Below are 23,706 nucleotides of genomic sequence, written 5' to 3' on the forward strand. Positions count from 1 at the left end.
GGTGGATCGGGGCGAGCTCGCCTCGACGCTGCCGCTCCTCCTGCCGTGGCAGCTCCAGACACGCACGATCGTCGCGCGGCTCAGCGGCCCGGTGAGTGGAATCGCCGTGCACGTGGTCGCGCGGGCGCGGGTGCCTGCGCCGGCGACCAGGTCGTTTCCAACGACATTGACATGCCAGCGAACCAGTACGACGACACGTGGATCGTCATCCCCGCCTTCACCGAGGCGAGCGTCATCGCCGACGTCGTCTCCGACGTCCGCACCGTCTTCGACCACGTGGTGTGCGTCGACGACGGCAGCCGCGACGACACCGCCGAACGCGCTTGGCGCGCAGGTGCCCACGTCGTCCGCCACCCCGTGAACCTCGGCCAGGGCGCGGCCATCCAGACCGGCGTCGAGTACGCCCGCGCGCAACCGGGTGCCCGGGTGTTCGCCACCTTCGACGCCGACGGCCAGCATCGCGTCAAGGACGTCATCCGGATGATCGACCGGCTCGTCCGCGAGGACCTCGACATCGTCGTCGGCACCCGGTTCGCGGGATCGGTGCCCAAGACCATGCCGACGCTCAAACGGCTAGCGCTGCCGGTGATCGCCAAACTCAGCCGAACCAGTCGAAAGCTGAAGCTGACCGATGCCCACAACGGCCTGCGGGTGTTCAGCCGGACGGTCGCCGACGCGCTGAACCTGACCATGAACGGCATGGCGCATGCCAGCGAGATCGTCGTGCTAGTCATCGAAAACGATTGGCGCATCGCCGAAGAACCCATCGAGATCCTCTACACCGACTACTCGATGTCCAAGGGCCAGCCACTGGTCAACGGCGTCAACATCATCTTCGACGGTCTGCTACGAGAGAGGATGCGCCGGTGAGGTGGCTTCAGGTTCTGCTGATCGGCGCGATCGTCGTCCTGCTCGTGTACCTGCTGAGCTCACGGCGCAGTGCGCGGTCGCGGGCGTGGGTCAAGATGGCTACGTCGTGTTCGTGCTCGCGGCGGTCTCCGCGATCGTGCGACCGAACGACACGACCCTTGTCGCCAACTGGCTGGGTGTCGACCGCGGAGCCGACCTGCTGGAGTACGCGCTCGTCATCGCGTTCTTGTTCACCGCGATCAGCACCTACATGCGATTCAAGGATCTCGAGCTGAAACACGCGCAGATGGTTCGCGCGGTCGCCCTCGAAGGTGCCCGGGTACTCGATCCCCACTAGCGATTTGCGGCGTCTGACCTGCGGTGAGCGCGTCTAGCACGCCACAAATCACGGGGGTGGTGGCAAATTGCGGAAGAAGTCCACGGTGCGCGTGAGGCCGTCGGCGAACCGCACTTGCGGCACTCAGCCCCGCGCACTCTCGGTGAACCGTCTCGGGTTTTATGCACCCTCGGGATGCTGTGAGCCGGCCAGCGTTCTACGTGTGGGTGGGCGACACACACGGAACGTGAGCCGCCAAAGATTCGGAGGAACATGCCGGAGCTTTGGTGGGATCCACTTGCAGGGCTCGTTAGACGACGCGGGGGAGGGCTATGACCGATTGTCATAGCCCTCCCCGTCACCTGCTTGGTGTGTTGATCGACAACCTTGACTACTTCAGTGGCTCGGAGTCCCGGAACCGTCGCAGCACGTTCTCCGTCAATCTGGCGACATTGTTTTCGTACTTGTTGTGCGAAAGGGCCGCAGACCAAGCAATCGACCCCACGGCGAAGAAGCCACCCCCTCCTCGAAGAGCGCCGTAGACGATGTCTGACCGCACGGATGGATGCTCGCTGCCGCCGATCCCCGCAACCATTTCGAATATCTCCTCGACGACCAATTGATAGGCATCGGTGAATCCTCCCGAGGTGGCCAGCAGGAGCGTGTCAGGGGGAGATCCCAAAGCCGGGTTGTAGAAGTCGACTTCGCATCCGGCGGCGCCGCCGCCGGCAATGCCGAAATCGCCGATCCGCTCAGATTCGCCGATGCCCTCGAAGACGAACTCAGCGCGCGGATCGAAGCTGTCCTCCAACCGCTCGTAGTAGGTCGAATGGTCGAAACCTTGCGAAGACATGCCTACTCCGACCAATCGGTCGGGAGCCTTGCCCTTATCCCGCCATAGCCCCGCTGCTTCTCCGGAATTCGCGTGATGTTGTTCGGCGAAGGGTGTCTGGTGCGGTCGGGTGCCGCCGGACGCACGACGCACCTCAACGACGTGCGAGCTCTCGGGGTCGAAGGATGCGGTGGCGAAGAATCCGTTGCCTCCCAGGTACATCAGTCGACCGCCGCCGGCCGTGAAGGCCTCCAGCGCGTCCAGCTCCTTGCGACTGACGTATTCGGGATGGCTGCCGGTGATTACCACGCTGTACTGGTCGAGCAACTCGGAGCCTTCGCGGTCGAGCACTTCGTCAGTGATGGCATCGAACTCGCAACCGATCGTTTCCAACCAGTGGACGAGGAAGAGGTCTGACGCGAGCGTCCACGGTGCGTCGATGGAAAACGGGTAGCAGTAGCGCGGCTGCATCGTGACGATCGGCCGGCGACTGCTGGACAGCACAACGCCGTATCCGTCGTTGTGGGCCTCGTATAAGGAGCGGCCAAACTCCGGGGTTTCTTGCAGCGAAAGGTCTTCAATGTGCACAACCGGAGTGTGGCCGAGCAGGTTCTCCATCGCGTCCGCTTGGAAGGAGACACTGTCGTTCGCGTAGGCGAGGTAGGTTCCGGTCGGGAACAATACCGCTACGTCGCGCCGACGAGACGGGTTCGGGCCTACGAAGAAGGGGACGTGGTGGTCCACGCCATCGACGGTGAGTCGGAATGCGTAGACGCCACTGTCCATCGTCTCGGGCACACTGAAGATCAGCGCAGCTGGCCAGTCGGCGTCGGTGATGTCGTCGTCATGAAACATGATGGCGTCGTACTCGTCCGGCGACTGCCTGAAATCGCGAACGATGCCGTTGTGCCCAGGACCGGTGACAGCACGCACGGGGCTGTTCACACATGTGCCGTGAAGCTCGTTGACGGACTCGTCAACAACGTGGGTCAGCAGTAGACCATCGGGCCTGTCACTGCGGCCAAAGTGCCAACGCGCAACCTGCTCATGGCCTTCGGAGGTAGCGCGATCTACCGAAAGCGCTCCGATCTTGCCGTTGAAACTCGCGGTCGCGACCCATCGACCCTCGGCAGGCGCCGCCAGAGCGCCGATCCGGAACGCCGAGCTGCTTGGTGAGAAGCTTGCATCCGTATGTGCGCGTACGGACTCCGGTACGGCGCCGGAGGCCGCGGCGACGTGCAGATCTGTAGGGGTCTTGAGGGGAGTGCACTCGAAGGAAATCTCCCCGGCCTGCGTGGGCACTTGCAAGACCAGCTGATACCAGTGGTGATTCCGGAGCTGTCGGTTCATCGCGACGGTCTGAAGAGCCCCGCCTGCGGCGTAGGTAAAGGTTGGCCGACCGTCGTCCAGGCTAAGCGCCCATCCTCGCAAATTCTCGGTATCTAGGTTGCCCATGATCGCCTGCGAAGCTTCCGTCAGCGTATTCGACGCATTGCTGATGTTGTAGGCACCCACCGAGCTCTCTTGGTCGCCTCCTCGCAACGTGGGGTAGACGGCAACAGAGATCTCCAGGCCCAGTGGACTGGCCAGAAGTTCACCACGTTCAGGGATCTCGACGAAGGAACCCGGAACGCATCGGTAATGGGTGCCGGGGTACTGCCCGTCGATGTCGCTCGGCACCAACGTCTCGATAAAGCCTGGGCCCTTCGAGCCTTCCCACCCGTGGTGCAGGCGAACCACGGCGACATCGTAGACATCGCTGTCACGGCAGCTGACGTGCAGGGACAGGGACTCTCCCACGCGTGCCGAGAAGCGATCCGTGTAGCCGTAGATCTTCTGCTGAAGGCTGCTCTTACCGTTCATCGTCCCTCATTTTCGGTCTTGGATGAAGACGTCTTGCGCGCGTGGACACGTTCCAGAAAGTCCCGACGGCGTGCATGGAACACTGCTCTCGCCGCGTCGTCCACGGAGTCGTATCTGGCGTCCTCGATTGCGAAGTTCCCGGGTGCGCCAAGCGTTACTCGGCCGATCGCCCAGGGGCCATCGGGACCGTACGAGAAGATTAGGTGCTTGCCGACGACCGCATCATTGCGCAGGAAGCGCAGCACTCGATTGGTGACGTCGTCGACGATGTCGGAGGGTCGCTCGTCGTGATGCTGGACGACCTGGTCAGTGAGCTCGGCGAAAATACGCTGTTCGTAGCGCCGTTCGAAGACCCGCCGAATCTCAGCGAGTCTGTCCGTCGATGTTCGACTCATGTGAGCCTTTCTGTCTTGTCGTGGGCGGTTCAGACCGATTTACGTGCACATGTGGTTGGCGGCGAGACTTTCGGTGGCCTTCTGGTAGAGGGTGCGCCATGAACGCAACGTCTTGTCAGACAGGCTCGTTCAGTCGCCTGTGCGACCGATCATCGAAGGCAGTGCGTGATTACGCACTATTCAGGCAACCATTGGCAATGAAGCGTCTGTCGATACACGGACGTTTTGCAAGGATTCCGGCGTGATGACGCAACCGCGGGAGACCACTCGCATCCGGTCGCCGATGGCACCGGTTGCATTCACGACGACTGCCGTGGAGATGCAGGTGATCCCATCCCTCACTGCGTGGGCTCCACGCTGGGAACCAAGTGGACGTCCTTGGCGCACCACTGAACTTGGAGCGCATCTCCAGGTGCGGGAACCAGTGCCGTGTCACCGGCCACCAGTGCGGTCATTTGGGTGCGCCCGTTGTCCACGTCGAACGTCAAGCTCGAACCGGTCCCCAAATACGCTGCCTGCTTGGCGATTCCGTCGACCGCGAGCCATCCATTCGGTACTGGCGTGCCGACTGGCCGCACGTGTAAGGCCTCTGGCCGGAGCACAGCCCGGCAGCGGCTACTGGGAACCGGCAACCTGGTGTCGACCTCGAACTCGGCTCCGATGTCGAGGCGCACTGTGGTGATGCTGCCGGTCTGCTTCACAACGGCGGCGTCCAGTTGGTTCGCGACCCCGACGAAACTTGCGACGAAGGAGGATTCAGGCCGCGCGTACACATCCTGTGGCGTCCCGATCTGCTCGAAGTGACCGTCGCGCATAACTGCGATTCGGTCAGACATCGTCAATGCCTCTTCTTGGTCATGCGTCACGTAGACGAACGTGATCCCCACGTCGCGCTGAATGCTCCGCAGCTCCAATTGCAGTGCCTTTCGCATCTTTAGATCGAGTGCGCCGAGCGGTTCGTCGAGCAACAACACCTTGGGCAAATTGACCAGCGCTCGTGCCAGTGCCACGCGCTGCTGCTGGCCGCCGGACAGTTGGCCAGGTTTGCGCGACATGTGTGATGTCAAGCCCACCCTCTCGAGCTCCGTACCCGCCTGCTTGCGAGCTTCGCGAGGCTTAATACCTTTCCGTCGGAGACCATAGGCAACGTTGTCGAGCACACTGAGGTGGGGGAACAACGCGTAGTGCTGGAACACCGTGTTCGTGGGACGACGCTCGGGAGGCACACCAACGACGTTGTTCCCGCCAATGAGAATCTTTCCTGCAGAGGGGGATTCGAAGCCGGCCACCATCCGCAGTGTCGTGGTTTTGCCACATCCCGAGGGGCCAAGCAAGGTGAAGAACTCGCCGCCGTCGATGGTGAGGTCGAGATTCTGCACAACGACGTCATCTCCGTAGCGCATCTGAATGCCGCGAAGTTGCACCTGGCTAGCGTGTGGTTGCGACTCGATCATTTCTCTGACAACTCCGGGCTAATTTTATTTTCGGCGATTCGTCGGCCGGTTTCGGCCACGACGAGGATTACTAGTGATGCGCCCAGGGCTGCCACGGCGACAGCCATCACTTCCGGCAACTGCTGAGGAAACCTGAGCTGGCTGAAAAGGTAGACGGGAAAGGTTGGCCGTTCCCCGACGACGAAGGACGCTACGGCGTATTCGTCGAACGAAACAGTGAAGGCAACCAGCAGCGCGGAGAATGTCGCGGGTGCCATGAGAGGCGCGGTGACTTTCCAGAAGGTGATGAACTCGCTGGCCCCCAAATCGCGCGAGGCCTCGTGCAGTGCGGCCGGGATCTGTGCCAAACGCGGTTGCAGGATGAGCACGACGAATGGCAACGTCAGGACAACGTGCCCGAGGATCACCGTGGCCAGAGAGCGTTCCACTCCGAGAAGTCGTAGCAGCATCAGCAGCGAGACGCCCAGCACTACATACGGCATGACCAGAGGACTCATGAATAGCGTTGCCAAAGCGCCCTTTCCGCGACTTCCTCCCCACCGTTGGAGACCGAGCACCGCGCTAAGTCCAATGACGACACTGAATACTGCGGTCCACGTGGCGGTGATGACGCTGGCCCAGATTGAGTCCAGAAGCGGCCCATTGGAAAACGCGTCCGCGTACCACCGGGTCGTGGCGTCTGTCAGCGGAAGGGCAGGCACAGCATTGTCGTTGAAGCTGAACACCACCAAAACCGCGATCGGGGCGTACAAGAGGAACACCACGACCCAGAACCAGGACCACAAGGTTCTGCGGCCGCCGCGGCTGCAGGTGACGTCACTCATCGCACCATCCCAACCGAAGCGCCGCCTGAGCGGAGCGAACGGACGAACAACATGGTCGTCAAGGCGACCGCGACAAAGAGGGCTATTGCTAGAACAGACCCTGTCTGCCAGTCGAACCCGGCGCCGAACGCATCGGCAACCGAGTTGCCGTACAGGAATCCGCCCGTCCCGCCCACCAGCGTGGGGGTGACGTACTCGCCGATGACGGGGATGAAGGCGAAGGCGAACCCTGCCACTACGCCGGGGAGCGTCAGCGGCAGCGTGATCGTCCGAAACGTGACCAGTCGCCGCGCCCCCAGATCGGCTGCAGCCTCGAATAGGCGTTGGTCGAGCGAGGTAAGCGAAACGAAGATCGGTAGGACTACGAATGGCAGCCAAACATAGATCAATACGACTGTGACCGCCGTCGTACTGTAGATGAACTGGATGGGCCGACCGTCCGCGTTTATCCCGGTATAGGCCAGAAATGAGTTGAGGACTCCGTTTTCGCTCAGGACGACCTTCCACGCCAGCACTCGAAGGAGGAAGCTGGTCCAAAAGGGCACCATCACCACCAGCAGTAGCGTGAAGCGCCGCCGCCCCGCCAGCATCGCAAGTGCATAGGCGACTGGGTAGGCAAGCAAAACGGCAACTACCCCGACGATCAACGCCGTGCGTATCGACTTCCACAGCAACGGGAAGTAGATGGAGCTGTTGAAGAAGGCGCTCCATCCTTCGACGTTGAAGGTGGGGTCGTCCGGAAAGACGCGGATCAGACCGACGCTGTAGAGGGCCAGAAGGATGATTGGAGTGACAAAGAGCAGGATTAGCCAACTCGCGGGGGTAATTAGGAGACCGGCGCGGACCGCGGCGTCTTTCCGGTGGTTGATCACGACGCCTTGACTTCATCCCAGGCCCGGCCGTATTCCGTGCGCTTGGGGCAGTGCCCCATGAAGAAGGCCGCCGGCGGGCTGAAGGGACCCGGCTTGTCCAACCCGAGCTGCGACCGCACGTCAGGCCTCATCGTGCCGTAGTTCACCTTGCGATTTGGGGAGACCATTCCGAGAACATCAAGCTCGTATTGGCCGGAAGGGGCGCTAAGCCATGCGCTTGCAAAGTCGTGGGCGTGGCGCGGATTGCTCGAGCCCGAGGTCAGCATGAATCCGTCGCTCCACGCGAGCCTGCCTTCCTTGGGCTGCATGTATGTGACGTTGGCACCAGCGGCCGCGAGCGCGGTGTACACATACGAATTCCCTGCAGCGACGGCGATGTTGCCCTGCTGTAGATCGGTCTGAACGTCTGTCGGCGACGAGGTGATGTTGCGGACAAGCTTCTTCTTTTCGATCAAGAATTTCTTTGCTTCATCGAGTTCAGCCGCGCTCATGTTTAACGGGTCCGATACACGCTGGTAAATGCCGGTAATCGTCATCATGTCAACGGGGCCGTCGTACCAAGTTATCTGGCCCTTGTAACGATCGTCGAAGATCAGGCTCCACGAATTCTCTGTGGGTTCGACGCGGTCGTTGCGATAAAGCGGTGCGTTGAAGCCGAAGTCGGTAGGGATAGAGACCTGTGCGCCGTCAATCTGGCCGTACTTCAGAAGCTCCGGATCGAGTTGCGAGAAGTTCGCGATCGCGGAAGTGTCCCACGGCTGCACCAACTTTGCGTTTTCGAAATCGAGTGCATAACCCACCGAGGCCTGCACGATATCGGTCCTGAGGCCTGACTGGACCTTCGCAAATGCCTGTGCATCGGAGTCGAGGAACTGGAACGTCGGCGTCTTGCCCGGGTACGCCGCGGCATATTCACCCCATAGCTCTGGTGCCTCGAAGCCACGATAGGTGTATACGCCGAGGTTACCTGGCTCGTCGGCCGCAGAACCCATCGGAGACGGCGTGGAGTTTGATGTGCTCGAACCACAAGCAGTCAGGACTGGGCCCCCGACGGCCAACAATCCAGCTGTTAGTACACTTTCCCGGAGAAAGTCCTTGCGGCTGAAGGCGTGTTGACGTGACATGTGCGTAGCCCCAATCTGTGCAGAAAATAGTTGAACATCGAGTAGCGGTCTCATCCGCGTATGCGGGTACGAAATTCTCTGTCTCGCTTCGGCTTCGAAGCGGATCCCAAGTCAGACAGCAGAACTCTGGCTGCCCTCTGACTCAACTGCACTTGTAGCGAGTGCTTTGACCGTCGTGCGCGCGGCGTTGGAGCGATTAGCGTTGGCGAGGAGCGCGCAACTCCCTGTGCCAGTTCTGCCTGGGTGACCTCAACGTCCCCTTCCTCTCGCCAGGGGAGTACTCCGAGACCCGGTTCGGCACGTGCCGCATCCGACCGCGCGTTCCAGGGCCGGGTGGTTTCGGGAACGCACGGTCAATTGCCCGATGAACAGTGGCCCTTCTGTGTCGGCGACCACAGTCACACAGTGAAAGTAGCCGATGGGGATGGTTCTCGCAACAGATTGATGGACAATCGGTTGACGAACGATTGTCTACGACGCGCACAAAATGCTCACTGGAGTCGCCGCGCTTCCGCTTGGTGGGCGGGAACGCGGGGTCATCACGCGTAGCTTTGGGAGATTCACTTCAATCGTCGCGGGCGTTCACCACTGCGGATGGAGTGCCAGTGAAGGTCGCTGGGATTCATGCCCAGTCTGGAGCTTGCGTCGGGTGGAGCTCGGATTCCGTTGGCCGTGACGCCGCTGCAGTTGAGGGTCCGCGGCCGCGCGGGCGGCGCCTGGCTAGACCGCAATCATTGACCAGTCCCGTAGTCGAACACATTTCGGTAGCAGTGATACGGGGCGAACACCCGCCGAGGACACCCTTGCCCGAGCAGACGCTCGCCGCCGAGTTCGACATCTCACGGGGTACAGCCCGAGGAGCGCTTCGAGCATCATGTGACCGTGGCTTAGGCGAGATTCACCCGCATCGGGGCGCCGTCGTGCAGAGCAACGGACAACAACGAGTCAGCGAGGTCTTCAGTCTCCGGGCGTTACTGGAGTGCTACGCCCTGCGGAACGCGCTCACGGGCGATCTCGCGTGGACGGCTTCGATCTCGGCGACGTCGTCGACGTGCAGTCGCTGCTACTGGACCTCACCCCGTATTCATCACTGCAGCAATCAGATAAGGATTCTTAAATATGTCCATCGCCACCACCGTCGGACACATGCTCGCCGGCCTCATCGCCGCCATCATTTTCCTCGGCGTGCTGTTCCTGGTCGCGCCGCGCGCGGCGGCCGCCGGTTACGCCGTGCGTGCCTACCTGAGTGTCAAAGGTCGTCCATGACATCGCCTCGGGACTGTTCGTGATCATCCCGATGATCGCCGGGGCCAATGTCATCGTGTTGCCAGGGTGCTGGGAGGTCGAACGGGGACGGCTCTCGAAGACCTTGTCCTCCGGGGACCACTGCCAAGGGCTACGACCTTGCGTTGCTTTGGCCCGTGTCATGTCCGAAACTGAGCGCTGCGAAACGAGACTCGGGGAATCTACGGTCCGCGGTTCGTAGCGGGTGGGTCGGCTCCGAGCCTGGAAAGCGTTCCAGAGGGCGCTTGGACGCTCGGCTCAGTTGTCACGAGGTTGTCACAGCACGCACGAAACGCACCGCTATGGGAGGGCATGTTCTGACATCGTTGCAGCAGGTCGGCGACACCCAGGAGACTGCGGGACACCCGCGGACCAGGCGTTCTACGGACTGTAAATCCGTCGGCTAACGCCTACGCAGGTTCGAATCCTGCACCTGCCACACCTGTCAGGCCCCCTCATCGAGGGGGCCTGACTGCGTTGCGGCCGACGTTGCGTCAATGTTGGGACGCGAATGCGGTCACACTGAGGGAGGCAAACGTTGTCCCCAGTGACGACGGACGGGGGACTCTGAGCCGTGCAGTTCGTCGCGATCACGACGGTCAAGCCGAGCGTTGCCGTCCATCCGCCGGCAGATTACGCACTGCATCTCCAAGAGGAGGCCGCCCAGACACACCGTGCGCTCGCCGATGGGGTCTATCTGCACGCGTGGCAGAAGCACGACCTCACCGGTGCGGTGATCATCCTGGAGGCGGCCTCCCTCGCTGCTGCCACCGCGGTGGTCGAGCAGCACCCGTTCGTCAAGGCGCGGTACGCCGACCTTGACGTCGTCGCGATCGACCCGTTCCCGCCCCCGCTGGGCTGACGGCGTCGCCGTTCGCCGGAGATCGGCTCGGCCCCCGGTCAAACCCATTCGGCGTGTGAGAGACATCATTCGACCGCGCCGTTCTCCTTCCGGCGTGGTCGCCGACTACACCCTTGCCAGATGCGGCAGCGAGCCGCATCGCCTACACGAAGGGAAACATCATGACCAGCTCTACCACGAACCACGTCCCGTCGGCCCGCAAGAGCGGCATCGGATCCAAGCTCGCACTCGTCATCGCTGCCCTGCTGGCACTCGCGCTGGTGATCTTCGTGCTGCAGAACACCATTCACACCAAGATCAACTTCATCGCGTGGAACTTCGATCTGGCACAGGGTGTCTCGCTGCTTGGGGCGGCGGTCGTCGGTGCGGTCATCGCGCTGATCGTCAGCGCCGCGATCCGGCTGCGCCGCGCAATCCGCTGACGCGGCCGCCGCGCGGCTCTTGCCGGTCGCGACCCGTCTGGAAGCACCGACCAGAGGTCCGGTCAGGCCGGGAGCTGGTACCGGATCAGGCGTGAGCTGTTGGTGACCACGGCCACCGACGAGGCGTTGTGCAGGATGGCGGCCAGCACCGGGGATAATGCCCCGCCGGCCCCGACCATCAGGCCGAGCGCATTGACGGCGATCGACATGGCGTAGTTCTGCCGAATCACGTCGACGGTGTGGCCTCCCAGGTCGCGGATGTCGAGCAGCCGGTTGAGGTCGTCGCCGGCGAGGGCGACGTCGGCGGTCTCGACGGCGACGTCGGTTCCGGCCAGACCCATGGCGATGCCGATGTCCGCCGCTGCCAGTGCGGGCGCGTCGTTGACGCCGTCACCCACCATCGCCACCCGGTGTCCTTCGGCCTGCAACGTCCGTACGGCGGCCAGCTTGTCCTCGGGCATCACCTGGGCGCGCCATTCGTCGATGTCCAGTTCACTGGCGACGGCGGCCGCGGTGTCGGCATGATCTCCGGTGAGCATGACGATGCGGCGCACGCCGACTGCCCGCAGCTTCCCGAGCACGGCGCGAGCCTCGGCCCGCACTTCGTCCCGGAGGCTGATCAGACCCACCAGCGTGCCGTCCACCGCCAGCAGCAGCGGCGTCTCGGCTTCGCGTCGAAGGCGCGAAACCCATTGCATCGCATCGCTCGTCACATGCACGCCCTCACCGGCCAGTAGCGACGGACTGCCAAGCAGCAGGGTGCGTCCGTCGGCGCGGGTACGCATGCCCAGGCCGACTAGGACCTCGCACTCCTCATGCGGCGGAATGGTGATGCGGCGCTCCTCGGTGGAGCGGATGACGGCCTCGGCCAGCGGATGCCGGGAGTGGATCTCCGCGCTCGCGGCGTACGCCAGTACCCGTTCCGGCTGCCAATCCGCGTGAAAGGCAACGATGTTGGTGACGACGGGCCGTCCCACGGTCAACGTCCCGGTCTTGTCGAACACGATGGCGTCCACGCGGCCGGCCTGCTCGAGGTGTGATCCGCCCTTGATGAGGATGCCTCGGCGGGCCCCGTTGCCGATGGCGGCGCTGATGGCCGTTGGCGTGGCGAGCCCGACCGCGCACGGACAGGCCACCAGCAGCATCGTCATGGCGCGGCGAACGTCGCGCGTCACGATCAGCGTCAGCGCCGACAGCAGGAACGACGCCGGGACGAACCGGCGGGAGAAGTCGTCGCCGATGGTCTGGATGGGGGCCCGATCATGCTGGGCCTCCTCGACTCTGGTGATGATGCGCCCGATCGTGGTATCCGCCCCGACGGCGGTGGCGCGCACCACCAGTCGGCCCCGCATGATGACCGACCCGGCGTGCACGCGCTGACCGACGCCGATGGTGACCGGCAGGGTCTCTCCCGTGATGGCGGACTGGTCGACGATTCCGTCTCCGACGACGACGACGCCGTCGACGGGAATCCCGACGTGATCGTGGACGACCACCTCGTCGCCGAGCTGCAGCGTCTCCACGCCGACCTGCACCTCGGTGCCGTCGGCAACTCGGATCCACGCGGTGTCGACGTTGCCGCGCAGCAAGTCCGAGATCGCGCGCCGGGTCCGCCTCAAGGTCAGGTCCTGTAGATACTCCCCGATGTTCAGCAGCCACAACACCGTAAGGGCCACGACGTTCTCGCGCAGCACCAGGCTGGCGACCGTGGCCGCCGAGACCAGCGCATCGGTGCCAAGCGAGCGGCCACCCCGCAGGCTGCGCAGCGCGCCGCGCAGGAACGGATACCCGGTGAAGATGGTGGCGCCGGTGGCCACTGCGCGACTCGTCGGACTGAGCAGGGGCGGACGAGCAAAGACGTAGCGGCGAATACCCAACAGTGTCAGGGCAATTCCCCCGACCGCCATCCGCAGGACGTCTCCGCTGGCGACGTCCGCCGACCGCGGCGCTCGGGCGGGCAGCAGCTCGGCCGCGGTGTCCCGGGCGGTGTCGATCGCCTGCAGGAGGACGTCGCGGTCACACCGCACCGGTGAGTACCAGACCACGACCGACGCGGTCCGCGGGTAGGCGTGCACCGCCCGCACACCGGGTACGGCCGCGACGGATTCCTCGATGGCGACCGCCCGCGTCACGTTCGCCGCGAGCCAGGGCACCCGAAACCGCAGGCGCCCAGCTGCATCGGAGACGACGGCCAGTGGGGGAGTCGGGGTCACGGGACCGCTAGTGGTCGTGGTCGTGGTCGGCGGAGGCGACACCGGGCGGCGTCGCCTCCTCACCGAGGCGTTCGCGCGCCTCGGCCACCACGTCGGCGACCTTGAGGCGGGCCGACTCCGCACCCTGTTCGGCCTTCCGGACGCCCCGCAAGCCCCATTCAGTCGTCGTCACCGCGGCCTCGTGCAGTGGTGCCTTGGCGACGGCCCGGCGAAACAGGTCGTATGCAGCTGCCCCGACTGCGCCGGTGACCACCGTGGCGGCGGCCTTGGCCAGGAGTCCCTCGAGAGCCATGATCTACTGTCCTTTCGTCGAATTCGAAGAGCAAACTTGGTTCAACACGCTGATCTTCGTCGCACGCAATCTGCGCCGCGCGTCGAGAGCGGGCCGCAGCCGGTGGCCCGCCAACCGGGCCAGCACGTAGAAGGCAAAGCTGATCGCGCAGATGAACACACTCGCCTTCACCTCGGTGTGGGCCAGGCTGAGTAGGAGTCCACCGTCGGCGGAGATGAGGGCGAAGGCGATCGAGATGGCGATGACGACGGGAGTCCGCGCACTGAGCTTGGTCGCCGCTGCGGCCGGGGTGATGGCCAGACTCAGTACCAGCAGGGTACCGACGATCTGTGCGGCCTCGGTCACCGTGAGGGCGAGGACGTAGACGAAGACCAGACCGACCAGGCGCGTGGGAACGCCTCGAGCAGCGGCCATCTCGGGATCGACGGAGGCGAACAGCAGCGGTCGGTACGACACCGCCATCACCAGCAGCACGCCACCTGCGATCACGGTGAGCAGAACGATCTGACCGGGACTGACCCCGAAGATCTGTCCGAAGAGGATGTTCGTCGCTGCGGTCGCGAAGCCCTTGTACAGCGACAGCAGGTACACCCCGATGCCCAATCCGAACGCCAGGATCACCCCGATGGCCGAATTGCGTTCGCGTTCGCGGTTGCCCAGCAGCCCGAACGCGGTGGCAACCACTAGTGAGCCCACCAAGGCGCCGAGAACCGGATCGTCCGCTGCAGCGAGGCCCGCCGCAGCTCCGGTGAAGGCGAGTTCCGCGGACCCGTGCACGGCAAAGGCGAGATCGCGCATGATGACGATCGGACCAATCAGCCCGGCGGTCACCGCGACGAGCGTCGCCGCGATCAGGGCGTTGCGGACGAAGGTCTCCGACAGGTAGTCCGCAAGCGTCATGCCGAGCGATCTTCGCGGTCGCCGAGGTGGTGGTAGCCCCCGGACCCGACTTCGGCGTGCGCGGCATCGGGAGCGCCGACGATGACGACGCGCCCACCGACTCGAAATACCTCGACGTCGGTTTGATACAGCTTCGACAGCGTGCTGCTGGTCAACACCTCGTCCGGGGTGCCGATCATCCAGCGTTGACCGACCAGATAGAGGACGCGATCGACGAAGGGCAGCAGGGGATTGATCTCGTGGGTGACGAAGAGCACCGAGACGTCCGACGCGCGACGCTGGCGGTCGATCAGTTCGACCACCTCGCGCTGGTGCTTGAGATCCAGCGAGAGCAGGGCCTCGTCGCACAGCAGAAGCCGTGGGTCGCCCAGCAGTGCCTGAGCGACCCGCAGCCGTTGCTGCTCGCCGCCGGAGAGGCGGCCCACCGGAGTGTGCGCGAAGGCGGTGGCGCCGACGGCGGCCACGGCGGCGTCGACGCGCTGGCGTCGGCGTGCGTTGGGCCAACCGAATCCCCAGCGATGCCCGTCGAGTCCCAGTCGGACGAGGTCGACGCCCTGGATGGGGAGGTCGCGATCGAAGCCCTTCTGCTGCGGCACGTACCCGATGCGGTCGCTCCCGCGACGCGGGGGAGCTCCGCAGATCTCGACCGACCCGGACGTCAGTTTCGTCAGGCCCAGCAGCACCTTCACCAGAGAGGTCTTGCCACTGCCGTTGGGGCCAAGCACGGCCACGAACTCGCCAGGGGTGACGTCGAGATCGACGTCCTGCCAGAGCTTCCTGGCCGAGTAGGACAACCCCGCGCCGCGCAGCGCCACCGTTGGCACGGTGTCGGTTCGAGGGGGGTGGTCAGCCACCGAGCGCCTTGGTGATCTCATCGATCTGGCGCAGCTGCCAGGCTTGGAAGTCCTTGTCCGAGGGCGGGAGCGTCTCGGTGACACCCACGACCGGAACTCCGCTCTTCTGGGCCAGTTGCTTGACGGCGTCGGTCGCCGGGCTGGTCACCTGTCCGTTGTAGAGCAGGACCTTGATCGCCTTGTTCGTCAGGGCAGCGTCCATCGCCAGGTTGTCCGCCGGGCTCGGGTCGTTGCCGTCTTCGATGGACTGGGCGAACGACGCCGGCGTGGCCAGCTTGAGCCCCGCAGCGTCGACCAGGTAACCGGGAACACGCTCGGTGTAGCCGACTGGGGCGCCGGCGTACTTGGTCCTGATGTTGGCTATGGCGTCGTCGATCGGAGTGAGGCTCTGGTCGAACGTCTTGGCGTTGGCAGTGAAGGTGGCGGCACCGGCGGGATCGATCGCGGCGAGCTGCTGGGCGATCGCATCGGCGACGTCCGGGATCTTGGCGATGTCGTACCACACGTGCGGGTTGGCCTCCGACCCACTGATCTGCATGACGTCGGCTGCGTTCAGCACCTTGCGTTCGGGGTTGGGCGAGGCCGAGAGCAACTTGTCCATGAAGTCGTCATAGCCCAGTCCATTCACCACGACCAGCTGTGACTTCGACAGTGCAGCAGCGGTCTTCGCGTTCGCCTCGTACTCGTGAGGATCGGCGTTCGGGTCGGCCATGATCGATTCCACGTTCACCCGGTCCCCGCCGACCTGCTTGACGATGTCACCCCAGACGTTGGTGCTCGCCACGACGTCGATCGGCGCCGCCGCTTCCGAACTCGTCGTGCTGGGCGCCGGTGAGCTGGTGGATGACGTACTGCATCCCGCGGTCATCGCGACGGTCGCGGCGACGACTGCGGTGGCGCAGGCGAGGAACCGGGCTCGGCTGCCGATGGTCACGTGTGTCCTCCTCGATGACGTTCCAAAGCATAATGGGAACCATTGTCGATAACCGTAGAGCATCGTGGTGCGGTTCGCATAGGGCGGGTGGTGGCACGGCGTCCGCGCTGTGGGCGATCGAGCCGTCGACGGGGTGGATGCCGGCCCGTCGGATCGGCATGACCGCACCGACCGTTGGCGGCCTGGAACGTCTGAGGATGAATCGCATTGTTAGGCAATGCATTCAGCAAACTTGCAGGTTCACGTTCTTCAGTTTGAGTTCAGGTAGATCCGTCAACATCATCGGCAGCAATCACTACTCCGGTGCTTGCGTCCCCCGCCGCTGCGTGCGCGCCGTTCCGAGAGAAGCCCCATGACCTTGGTGACGCTGGACGTCGTGCTCGTCCTTCCCGACTCCCTGCGCAGCCTGGCCGTCCACTGCAGCAATCACCTGGCCGATGCGATGGCCGACCATGGAGGCGCTTGCTTCCGGCTCGGCGATGCCTTCCCCGGGCAGGCCGATGGACCATGCGAACCGCATGTCTCGCTGTTCATGCTGGCGGTCGAGGACGCGGAGGTCGACGAGGTTGCCGCCGCAGTGGCCGGGGTGGCCGCGACGGCACCCGCGGTGTCCGCCGAGGCGGCGGAGTATCGCCACAACCGACAGGGAGCACCGGAGGTGTTCTTCGCCCGCTCGGATGCCTTCCGTGCCGTCCAGCGTGCCGTCGTCACCGTCGTGGAACCGCTGCGCCGTGGGCGGTTGCGCAAATTTGGACCCGGTGGCGAGCCGCTCGATCGGATCGTCAGCGACCCCAATCCCGAGGAACCGGCCCGCGTGCGCCAGCTCCGGCAGTACGGGTTCGACGACGTGTCCGACGCCGTCGACGATCGCTTCGACCCGCACGTCACACTTACCTGGCCGAGAGACGAGCATCACCGCGTCGACCTGAGCGTGCTACCTCCGGTGCGCGAATTCAGCGGAGTACTCGGCGATTTGGCCCTCTACGGCATGAGCCCCAACGGCACCTGTACCGCGCATCACGGATCGTGGGCACTGACCGGAGCCGGTCGATGACCACCGCGGACGGCCCCGAGCTGAAGCGGTCGCTGTTGGCCCTGGATGGGGTCAACTTCTTCCTCGCCGACGTGCAGGCAGGTCTCGGCCCGTTCCTCGGCGTGTACCTGATCAACAAGGAGACCTGGAATCCCGCCAACATCGGCCTGATCCTGACGCTCGGCGGTGCCGTCGGACTGCTGCTCAACGCTCCGGCGGGAGCGCTCATCGACGCCACCCGACACAAGCGCGCTCTGCTCGCCGCCGCGGCGGCACTGACCTCGTTCGGCACCTTCATCGTCACCCTCAAGCCGACGTTCGCGATCGTCACTGCCGCCCAATTGATCACGGGCGTCGCCGGGGTCGTCCTCGGCCCCGTCATCGCAGCGATCGCCCTCGGCATGGTCGGTCCGAAGAGGTACGCGTCGCAGACCGGCCGCATGCAGGCCTTCAACCACGCGGGCAACGTGATGGGCTCGGCGGTCGCCGGGCTGGCCGGCTACCTGATCAGCTTGAAGATGGGTTTCTGGCTGGCGAGCCTCTTCGGCATCTTCGTCGTCCTGGCCACCTTGCTCATCAAGTCGAATCTGATCGACGACGATCTCGCCCGTGGTCTGAAACCCAAGGACGACGACGGTGGTGACGGGGACAAGCCCTCGGGCCTTCGGATGCTGCTGCGCAACCGGCCGCTGCTGCTGCTGGCCGCCGTCGTCGGGCTGTGGCAGCTCGCCAACGGGGCGATGCTGCCGATCACCGGGCAGAAGCTGGCCGTCGGCAACACCGGTGACGGTGCGCTGTATCAGGCCGCCCTTATCATCGTCGCCCAGGTGGTGATGATCCCGATGGCGCTGCTGGTGTCCAAACGCGGTGACAGCTGGGGTCGCAAGCCGCTGATGGTCGCGGCCTTCCTCGTCCTTCCGATCCGCGGCATCCTCTTCGTCCTGGCCTCCAATCCGGGAGAGGTCATCGCCGTGCAGGCGCTCGACGGCATCGGCGCCGGACTGCAGGGCGCGCTGTTCGCCATCATGGTCGCCGACTTGACGCGCGGCAGTGGACGTTTCAACGTGGCGTTCGGCGCCGCCACGATGGTGCAGGGGATCGGTGGAACCCTCAGCCCGGCCCTGGCCGGCGCCATCGACCAGGCTGCCGGATACACCACTGCGATGCTGGCCCTGACCGGCATCGCGGTCGTCGCGTTGGCGCTGCTGGTGTTCACCGTGCCCGAGACGCGCGCGTCCCAGGACGATCCACCCGACGTCACCGATGCGAGGAGGGCCCCGAACCTCACCGCCTGACGGTCGGACCGGCCGAGTGCGTGGATCGGATGAGTCCTAGCTGCTGGAGTAGGGGAGCAGCGCCATCTCGCGCGCATTCTTGATCGCCGTTGCGACCTCGCGTTGCTGTTGGACGGTCAGCCCTGTGACGCGCCGGGAGCGGATCTTGCCTCGATCCGAGATGAAAGTGCGCAAGAGGTTGACGTCCTTGTAATCGACGGTCGCGTCCCTCAAGGGATTTCGCTTCTTGCGCGGCGGGTCCAGTGCAAGCGTGCGGCGGTGCTGCGAACTCCTGCGTACTGCCATGGTCGTCACCAACTCGCCTTGCTGACGCCGGGAAGCTCACCGCGGTGCGCCATTTCGCGCACCCGCACCCTCGACAGTCCAAACTTGCGGAGATGGCCCCGGGGGCGGCCGTCGACGGCGTCGCGTCGGCGCAGCCGCACGGGGCTGGCGTCGCGGGGCAGTCGCTGCAAGGCCGCCTGTGCGGCGGCGCGCTCGGCGGGGGTGCTGGATGGGCGCCGGATGGTCTCCTTCAGTTCGGCGCGGCGTTCGGCGTAGCGCGCCACGATCGTGGCCCGCTGTTCGGTCTTGGCGATCTTGGACTTCTTGGCCACGGTCTCAGCGCTCCTCGCGAAAGTCGACGTGCCTGCGGATGATTGGGTCGTACTTCTTGAGGACGAGGCGGTCGGGGTCGTTGCGACGGTTCTTGCGGGTGACGTAGGTGTGACCCGTGCCGGCGGTGGACCGGAGTTTGACGACGGGACGGACGTCGGTGGCGCGCGCCATCAGACCTTCTCCCCGCGGGCACGCAGTCCGGCGACGACCGCGTCGATGCCGTCACGATCGATGACCTTGATGCCCTTGGTGCTGACCCGCAGGGTGACCCGCCGGCCCAGCGACGGCACGAAGTACGTCTTGGTCTGGATGTTGGGGTTCCACCGGCGTGGGCTGCGCCGATGTGAGTGAGACACGGAGTTGCCGAATCCGGGCTTGCGGCTGGTGACCTGGCAATGCGCTGACATGGCACCGCTCCTTCCTGAGTGTTAATGACAATGATTGTCGACAAGCGACACCGGCAACGGTACCGTAGGCCCGCCAATAATGAAAACGATTGTCGATAACGCGGAGCCATCCGAGTCGGCCCCGCGATGAAGGAAGCACCGATGAAGCGCGGTATCCATCCCGACTACCACCCCGTCGTCTTCCAGGACGCGAACACCGGGAAGGCGTTCCTGACCCGGTCGACCGTCACGAGTTCGCGGACCATCGAGTGGCAGACCTCCGAGGGCGTCGTGACGTACCCGCTGGTCGTCGTCGACGTGTCCTCGGACTCGCACCCGTTCTGGACCGGCACCCGTCGACTAGTCGACGCTGCCGGTCAGGTCGAGAAGTTTCGTCGCCGCTACGGTGGAGTCCGGCGGTGAATTGGACTCGCAAGGAACGACTTCCAGTAACGGTGCTGTCGGGCTTTCTTGGCGCCGGAAAGACCACGCTGCTCAATCACATCCTCGCCAATCGCGAGGGGCGCAAGATCGCCGTGATCGTCAACGACATGAGCGAGGTGAACATCGACGCCGCACTCATCGCTGGACAGGGCCATCTGGACCGGACCGAGGAGAAGCTGGTCGAGCTCTCACTGGCGCGGCTATTCGGATCCGCTTCCCCGCTGGGACGCCGTACACGCGCATTAGGACGATCGGCCTGCTGAGGCGGTGGCGGCAGCCATCCGTCGCTACGCCAACGGGGTGTCCAGGATCGCGTCGAATACCGCCTCCAGTAGCTGCAGCAGCTGCCCGGCCGCGGCGGGCCGGTTGAGGGCGCGAACGCCGACGACTCGGCGCATCAGCAATACGCCGCTGATCACCGACAGCAGGACGTCGCTGCGCAAGTGGCGCCCCGGTTCGGGGAGCTGGCCGGCCAGCCGTGTGCCGACATGGCGTTCGATCGCGTCACGGACGATCTCGCACGCCCGCGGATTCGACGCCGACCGCAGCATGATCAGGAAGGGCGACAGCTCGTCGGCGTCTTGGGCTGATCGGGCGACCAGGGCCGCGGCGGCGTCCTTGGCGATGTCATTCGGATGGTCGGTGATGAGTTCTGGTGGGGCGAAAGAGCTTTCCACGACCTCGGCGAACAGCTGCTCCTTGGAGCCGAAGTACCTGTTCACCAGCATGGCGGTGACCCCGGCGTCGCCGGCGATCTCGCGGACGCCGACGCCGTCGTAACCCGCGCGGGCAAAGTTGTGGATGGCGGAGTTCAGGATGGCCGCACGGGTGGCGGCGGCATCGCGCGTGCGGGCGGCGGCGGGCATGCCCACACGCTAGGGAATCAATCGGGCCAAGTCTACGTCTGTATATACGGGACTTGTCTACGGTTGTAGACAAGAGGACTCACTGACCTCGTGGAACCTCGGTCCAACGACCCAACTCGACCAATCAAGGAGTATTCGTGACCACGCCATCCCGCGTCTTCCTCATTTCCGGTGCTTCGCGCGGTCTCGGCCGGGCCATCACCGAGACCGCGCTCGCCGCCGGGCACGAGGTCGTGGCGGGCGTCCGATCGGTCGCGGCGCTGGACGATCTCACCGCCGCCCATCCCGACCGCCTCGCCGTCGTCGAACTCGACGTCACCAACGACGCACACGTTCACGCCGCGGTTCGTGCTGCCGTCGATCGGTTCGGCCGACTCGACGTGCTGGTCAACAACGCCGGTTACGCCAACATGGGGGCGATCGAGGACGTCGACTTCGACGACTTCCGTACCCAGGTCGACACCAACTTCCTCGGCGTCGTCCGCCTCACCCGCGCCGCGCTGCCGGTCATGCGCGAGCAGCGTGGCGGCCACATCGTGCAGATCTCCTCGGTCGGCGGGCGGGTGGTCCGCGCGGGCCTGTCGGCCTATCAGTCGGCCAAGTGGGCGGTGACCGGGTTCTCCAGCGTGCTCGCTCGGGAGGTGGAACCGCTCGGGATCAAGGTGACGGTGCTGGAACCCGGTGGCATGCGCACCGATTGGGCGGGCTCGTCGATGCGCGTGGATCCCATCCGGGAGGAGTACCAGGGCACCGTGGGAGCGGCTGCCGCGATGAGCAAGCCCGAGAACCTTGGTGCCAGTGACCCCGTCAAGGTGGCCGCCCTGCTGCTCGACGTCGTCGCCATGGCCGAACCGCCAGTGCGGCTGCTAATCGGGCCCGACGCCTACCGCTATGGCACGGCCGCCGGGCGCGATCTGCTCGCCGCCGACGAGCGGTGGGAGGCACTGAGCCTCTCCACCGCCGCCGACGACGCCACCGACGGGCAGCTGGATCCGCTCGAATCGTCGTCCCGCTAGGACCGGGCAGGCGGCACCAGGATCGTCTTGCCGGGCAACCGGCCGGCGTCGGCGTCGGCGTGCACCGCGGCCACGTCCGACAGCGGGCGGCGCTGGGCGACGTCGATGTGCAGTCGGCCGGTGTCGACGCGGTCGACGAGCGCGGCTAGCTGGGCGGCATCGCTACGAACGAAGACCCGTTGTGCGCGAACGCCTCTCGGATGATTCTCGGGACCTGAGGTCATGGTGCCCACCAGGAAGCCGCCGTCGGCGACGGCGTCGGCGAGGGCCGCGGTCTGCTCCGGTGAGGTGCTGACGAGGTTGAGCGCCACGTCGAACGGTCGTCCGTCGACGTCGCTGGGGGTGCTGGCGTAGTCGAGGTAGCCGACCAGGTGATCGGCGCCCCGGCGGCGCAGCCGGTCCCCGTCGCCGGCCTTCGCGGTGGCGGTGACGACGGCGCCGGCCTGTTTGGCGAGCTGGATCGCATGGCCGCCGACCGCCCCGCCCGCGCCGTTGATGAGGATCGACTGACCGGCCGTCAGCCCGGCGACCTCGAACAAGGCCTGCCACGCCGTCAGTCCGACGGTCGGCAGCGCGGCGGCATCGGCCAGTGCCACCGCGGTGGGCGCGGCGGTCAGCACCTCGGCGGGCGCGAGCACGTACTCCGCGGCGGCACCGTCGCCGTCGAGTGGAAGCAAGCCGATGACCGCATCGCCGATGCGCCATCCCGTCACGCCCGCACCTATCTCGGCGACCGTGCCCGCGACGTCGATTCCTGGCACGTGCGGGAACTCGATCGCGTACACCTCGGACAGGTAGCCGCCGCGAATGCCCGCATCGACGGGGTTGAACGAGGTGCCGGCGACCTCGACGAGCACCTGTCCCGGACCCGGCGTTGGACGGTCGACGTCGGCGTACTGCAGGACGTCGCTGTCGCCGTAGCGGTGGTAGAACGCTGCCTTCATGATCTTCTCCTCCGATATGTGCTTCGCTTTCGAAGCAGTACGCCTGCAGCAACTTGCTTCGATATCGAAGCAATTCCCTCGACCTCTGTGATCGTCGTCTCACTGCTTCGAGATCGAAGCATTAGGATGGGAGCGTGTCCGACTCGCTGCAGCCCGCGCAGATGCGTACCTACTTCGCGCTCACCGAGGCGGTCAGCCTGTTGCAGTACGCCGTGCAGCGGCAGCTGCGCGCCGAGGGCGACCTCAGCTACGTCCAGTTCGAGATCCTGGCCAAGCTGGTCGACGCCGATGCATCACTGACCATGACCGAGCTGGCCGACGGCGTGGTCTACAGCCGCAGCGGCCTGACCCATCAGGCTGCCCTGCTGGAGGCCGCCGGGCTCATCACCCGTGAGTCCAGCCCGCGGGATCAACGCGCCACCGTCGTCGCGATCACCGATGCAGGCCGCGCTCGGGTGGCCGCGGTGCTGCCCGGCCACGTCCAGGTCGTCCGGGACCAGCTCTACGGGTCACTGTCCGACGAGGACGTGTCCGCGCTCGGCGACATCATGGGTCGCGTGCGCGACCACATGCGGGCACTCCCGCCCCGCTCGGCCGCCCCACGCCGACGCCAGACGCCCGAGGCCTGACCGGCGCCAGGCAGGTCACCGCTGCGATGGCTCCTGCACTACGCTGACGAGGCACGTCTCGTGGCGAAGGAACCCGGTGCGAACCCGGGGCGGTTCCGCCACTGTGAAGGTCGCACCGGCGACCACAGCCAGATACTGGCCACGGGACTCCGACGACGAGGGGCGAGAACCCCGAGTAGGAGCCA

25 protein-coding genes, 1 tRNA gene, 4 pseudogenes and 1 riboswitch are annotated in these 23,706 nt (G+C 65.1%); of the genes and pseudogenes, 13 read left to right on the forward strand and 17 right to left on the reverse strand.

Annotated elements, in window-relative coordinates:
- The first annotated feature begins 171 nt into the window (after positions 1–171).
- On the forward strand, positions 172–870 hold the full coding sequence (locus tag SBI80_RS00420) for a polyprenyl-phospho-N-acetylgalactosaminyl synthase PpgS (RefSeq protein WP_318972296.1): 699 nt from the start codon (positions 172–174) through the stop codon (positions 868–870).
- Positions 867–1,207, forward strand: a pseudogene (locus SBI80_RS00425) (DUF2304 family protein). Before SBI80_RS00420 ends, SBI80_RS00425 begins: the two are co-directional and overlap by 4 nt.
- A 370-nt stretch (positions 1,208–1,577) precedes the next feature.
- Here SBI80_RS00425 and SBI80_RS00430 read toward each other — a convergent pair.
- The 6 genes from SBI80_RS00430 to SBI80_RS00455 form a co-directional block, all read right to left on the reverse strand.
- The gene (locus SBI80_RS00430) at positions 1,578–3,881 is read right to left on the reverse strand and encodes a N,N-dimethylformamidase beta subunit family domain-containing protein (protein ID WP_318972297.1); all 2,304 of its coding nucleotides are present in this window, start codon (positions 3,879–3,881) and stop codon (positions 1,578–1,580) included.
- Complete coding sequence (locus tag SBI80_RS28285; protein ID WP_489685596.1) at positions 3,878–4,276, reverse strand: N,N-dimethylformamidase alpha subunit family protein; 399 nt, start codon at positions 4,274–4,276, stop codon at positions 3,878–3,880. The genes SBI80_RS00430 and SBI80_RS28285 overlap by 4 nt, the downstream gene beginning before the upstream one ends.
- A 338-nt stretch (positions 4,277–4,614) precedes the next feature.
- A complete protein-coding gene (locus SBI80_RS00440; protein ID WP_413232605.1) occupies positions 4,615–5,700 on the reverse strand; it encodes an ABC transporter ATP-binding protein in 1,086 nt (361 codons plus the stop codon).
- 26 nt (positions 5,701–5,726) lie between these two features.
- Entirely contained in the window at positions 5,727–6,554 is an 828-nt protein-coding gene (locus tag SBI80_RS00445) for an ABC transporter permease (RefSeq protein ID WP_318972302.1), read from the reverse strand.
- A complete protein-coding gene (locus SBI80_RS00450) occupies positions 6,551–7,426 on the reverse strand; it encodes an ABC transporter permease (protein WP_318972303.1) in 876 nt (291 codons plus the stop codon). Before SBI80_RS00450 ends, SBI80_RS00445 begins: the two co-directional genes overlap by 4 nt.
- Positions 7,423–8,418 carry an ABC transporter substrate-binding protein gene (locus SBI80_RS00455; RefSeq protein WP_318972304.1) on the reverse strand — a complete coding sequence of 332 codons (996 nt, stop codon included), beginning with the start codon at positions 8,416–8,418 and terminating at the stop codon, positions 7,423–7,425. Before SBI80_RS00455 ends, SBI80_RS00450 begins: the two co-directional genes overlap by 4 nt.
- A 737-nt stretch (positions 8,419–9,155) precedes the next feature.
- Between SBI80_RS00455 and SBI80_RS00460 the strand changes: the two are divergent.
- The 5 genes and pseudogenes from SBI80_RS00460 to SBI80_RS00480 form a co-directional block, all read left to right on the forward strand.
- Positions 9,156–9,461: pseudogene (locus SBI80_RS00460) on the forward strand (GntR family transcriptional regulator); the annotation flags it as partial.
- A 208-nt stretch (positions 9,462–9,669) separates the two neighbouring features.
- Positions 9,670–9,862 (forward strand): annotated as a pseudogene (locus tag SBI80_RS00465) (DUF4267 domain-containing protein); the annotation flags it as partial.
- Between the two features lie 330 nt (positions 9,863–10,192).
- A tRNA-Tyr gene (locus tag SBI80_RS00470) sits at positions 10,193–10,273 on the forward strand.
- 135 nt (positions 10,274–10,408) lie between these two features.
- Positions 10,409–10,696: a YciI family protein gene (locus tag SBI80_RS00475; protein ID WP_318972306.1), complete on the forward strand. Its 288-nt coding sequence runs from the start codon at positions 10,409–10,411 to the stop codon at positions 10,694–10,696.
- Positions 10,697–10,857: 161 nt separating this feature from the next.
- Positions 10,858–11,118, forward strand: coding sequence for a lipopolysaccharide assembly protein LapA domain-containing protein (locus SBI80_RS00480; protein ID WP_318972308.1), 261 nt, complete (start codon positions 10,858–10,860; stop codon positions 11,116–11,118).
- Between the two features lie 62 nt (positions 11,119–11,180).
- Here SBI80_RS00480 and SBI80_RS00485 read toward each other — a convergent pair whose 3' ends face one another.
- From SBI80_RS00485 to SBI80_RS00505, 5 genes are read right to left on the reverse strand one after another with little or no spacing between them, the layout of a single operon-like run.
- A complete protein-coding gene (locus tag SBI80_RS00485) occupies positions 11,181–13,331 on the reverse strand; it encodes a heavy metal translocating P-type ATPase (RefSeq protein WP_318972309.1) in 2,151 nt (716 codons plus the stop codon).
- Positions 13,332–13,338: 7 nt separating this feature from the next.
- Positions 13,339–13,623 (reverse strand): DUF1490 family protein, encoded by a 285-nt coding sequence (locus SBI80_RS00490; RefSeq protein WP_318972310.1) that lies wholly within the window; start codon positions 13,621–13,623, stop codon positions 13,339–13,341.
- Positions 13,624–13,626: 3 nt separating this feature from the next.
- A complete protein-coding gene (locus SBI80_RS00495; protein WP_318972312.1) occupies positions 13,627–14,523 on the reverse strand; it encodes a metal ABC transporter permease in 897 nt (298 codons plus the stop codon).
- Positions 14,520–15,398 carry a metal ABC transporter ATP-binding protein gene (locus SBI80_RS00500; RefSeq protein WP_413232606.1) on the reverse strand — a complete coding sequence of 293 codons (879 nt, stop codon included), beginning with the start codon at positions 15,396–15,398 and terminating at the stop codon, positions 14,520–14,522. Before SBI80_RS00500 ends, SBI80_RS00495 begins: the two co-directional genes overlap by 4 nt.
- Complete coding sequence (locus SBI80_RS00505) at positions 15,370–16,311, reverse strand: metal ABC transporter solute-binding protein, Zn/Mn family (protein ID WP_318972316.1); 942 nt, start codon at positions 16,309–16,311, stop codon at positions 15,370–15,372. Before SBI80_RS00505 ends, SBI80_RS00500 begins: the two co-directional genes overlap by 29 nt.
- 352 nt (positions 16,312–16,663) lie before the next feature.
- Between SBI80_RS00505 and SBI80_RS00510 the strand changes: the two genes are divergently transcribed.
- Together SBI80_RS00510 and SBI80_RS00515 are read left to right on the forward strand one after the other, a co-directional pair.
- Positions 16,664–17,365: a hypothetical protein gene (locus tag SBI80_RS00510; protein WP_318972317.1), complete on the forward strand. Its 702-nt coding sequence runs from the start codon at positions 16,664–16,666 to the stop codon at positions 17,363–17,365.
- Positions 17,362–18,639 (forward strand): MFS transporter, encoded by a 1,278-nt coding sequence (locus tag SBI80_RS00515; protein ID WP_318972318.1) that lies wholly within the window; start codon positions 17,362–17,364, stop codon positions 18,637–18,639. Before SBI80_RS00510 ends, SBI80_RS00515 begins: the two co-directional genes overlap by 4 nt.
- Positions 18,640–18,675: 36 nt before the next feature.
- Here the strand turns inward: SBI80_RS00515 and rpsR are convergent, their stop codons facing one another.
- The 4 genes from rpsR to rpmB are packed head-to-tail and all read right to left on the reverse strand — an operon-like array spanning position 18,676 to position 19,643.
- Positions 18,676–18,924, reverse strand: a complete 249-nt coding sequence (gene rpsR / locus SBI80_RS00520; protein WP_318973623.1) for a 30S ribosomal protein S18 — start codon at positions 18,922–18,924, stop codon at positions 18,676–18,678.
- Positions 18,925–18,929: 5 nt separating this feature from the next.
- A complete protein-coding gene (gene rpsN / locus SBI80_RS00525; protein WP_318972321.1) occupies positions 18,930–19,235 on the reverse strand; it encodes a 30S ribosomal protein S14 in 306 nt (101 codons plus the stop codon).
- Between the two features lie 4 nt (positions 19,236–19,239).
- Entirely contained in the window at positions 19,240–19,407 is a 168-nt protein-coding gene (rpmG, locus tag SBI80_RS00530; protein WP_318972322.1) for a 50S ribosomal protein L33, read from the reverse strand.
- A complete protein-coding gene (rpmB, locus tag SBI80_RS00535; RefSeq protein WP_318972323.1) occupies positions 19,407–19,643 on the reverse strand; it encodes a 50S ribosomal protein L28 in 237 nt (78 codons plus the stop codon). Before rpmB ends, rpmG begins: the two co-directional genes overlap by 1 nt.
- A 141-nt stretch (positions 19,644–19,784) precedes the next feature.
- Between rpmB and SBI80_RS00540 the strand changes: the two genes are divergently transcribed.
- Both SBI80_RS00540 and SBI80_RS00545 read left to right on the forward strand, forming a co-directional pair.
- A complete protein-coding gene (locus SBI80_RS00540; protein WP_318972324.1) occupies positions 19,785–20,045 on the forward strand; it encodes a type B 50S ribosomal protein L31 in 261 nt (86 codons plus the stop codon).
- Positions 20,042–20,257 (forward strand): annotated as a pseudogene (locus SBI80_RS00545) (GTP-binding protein); the annotation flags it as partial. The gene SBI80_RS00540 and the pseudogene SBI80_RS00545, both read left to right, overlap by 4 nt.
- Positions 20,258–20,353: 96 nt before the next feature.
- On the opposite strand, the gene SBI80_RS00550 reads toward SBI80_RS00545, so the two are convergent.
- On the reverse strand, positions 20,354–20,932 hold the full coding sequence (locus SBI80_RS00550) for a TetR/AcrR family transcriptional regulator (RefSeq protein ID WP_318972325.1): 579 nt from the start codon (positions 20,930–20,932) through the stop codon (positions 20,354–20,356).
- Between the two features lie 137 nt (positions 20,933–21,069).
- Between SBI80_RS00550 and SBI80_RS00555 the strand changes: the two genes are divergently transcribed.
- On the forward strand, positions 21,070–21,948 hold the full coding sequence (locus SBI80_RS00555) for an SDR family NAD(P)-dependent oxidoreductase (protein WP_318972326.1): 879 nt from the start codon (positions 21,070–21,072) through the stop codon (positions 21,946–21,948).
- On the opposite strand, the gene SBI80_RS00560 is transcribed toward SBI80_RS00555, so the two are convergent.
- Entirely contained in the window at positions 21,945–22,892 is a 948-nt protein-coding gene (locus SBI80_RS00560; RefSeq protein ID WP_318972327.1) for an NADP-dependent oxidoreductase, read from the reverse strand. The two genes, SBI80_RS00555 and SBI80_RS00560, sit on opposite strands and share 4 nt — an antisense overlap.
- 134 nt (positions 22,893–23,026) lie before the next feature.
- Between SBI80_RS00560 and SBI80_RS00565 the strand changes: the two genes are divergently transcribed.
- Complete coding sequence (locus SBI80_RS00565; RefSeq protein ID WP_318972328.1) at positions 23,027–23,521, forward strand: MarR family winged helix-turn-helix transcriptional regulator; 495 nt, start codon at positions 23,027–23,029, stop codon at positions 23,519–23,521.
- A gap of 44 nt (positions 23,522–23,565) precedes the next feature.
- Positions 23,566–23,679, forward strand: a riboswitch (cobalamin riboswitch).
- Positions 23,680–23,706 lie beyond the last annotated feature (27 nt).

The sequence above is a fragment of the Mycolicibacterium sichuanense genome (assembly GCF_033741125.1).
Lineage (GTDB): Bacteria > Actinomycetota > Actinomycetes > Mycobacteriales > Mycobacteriaceae > Mycobacterium.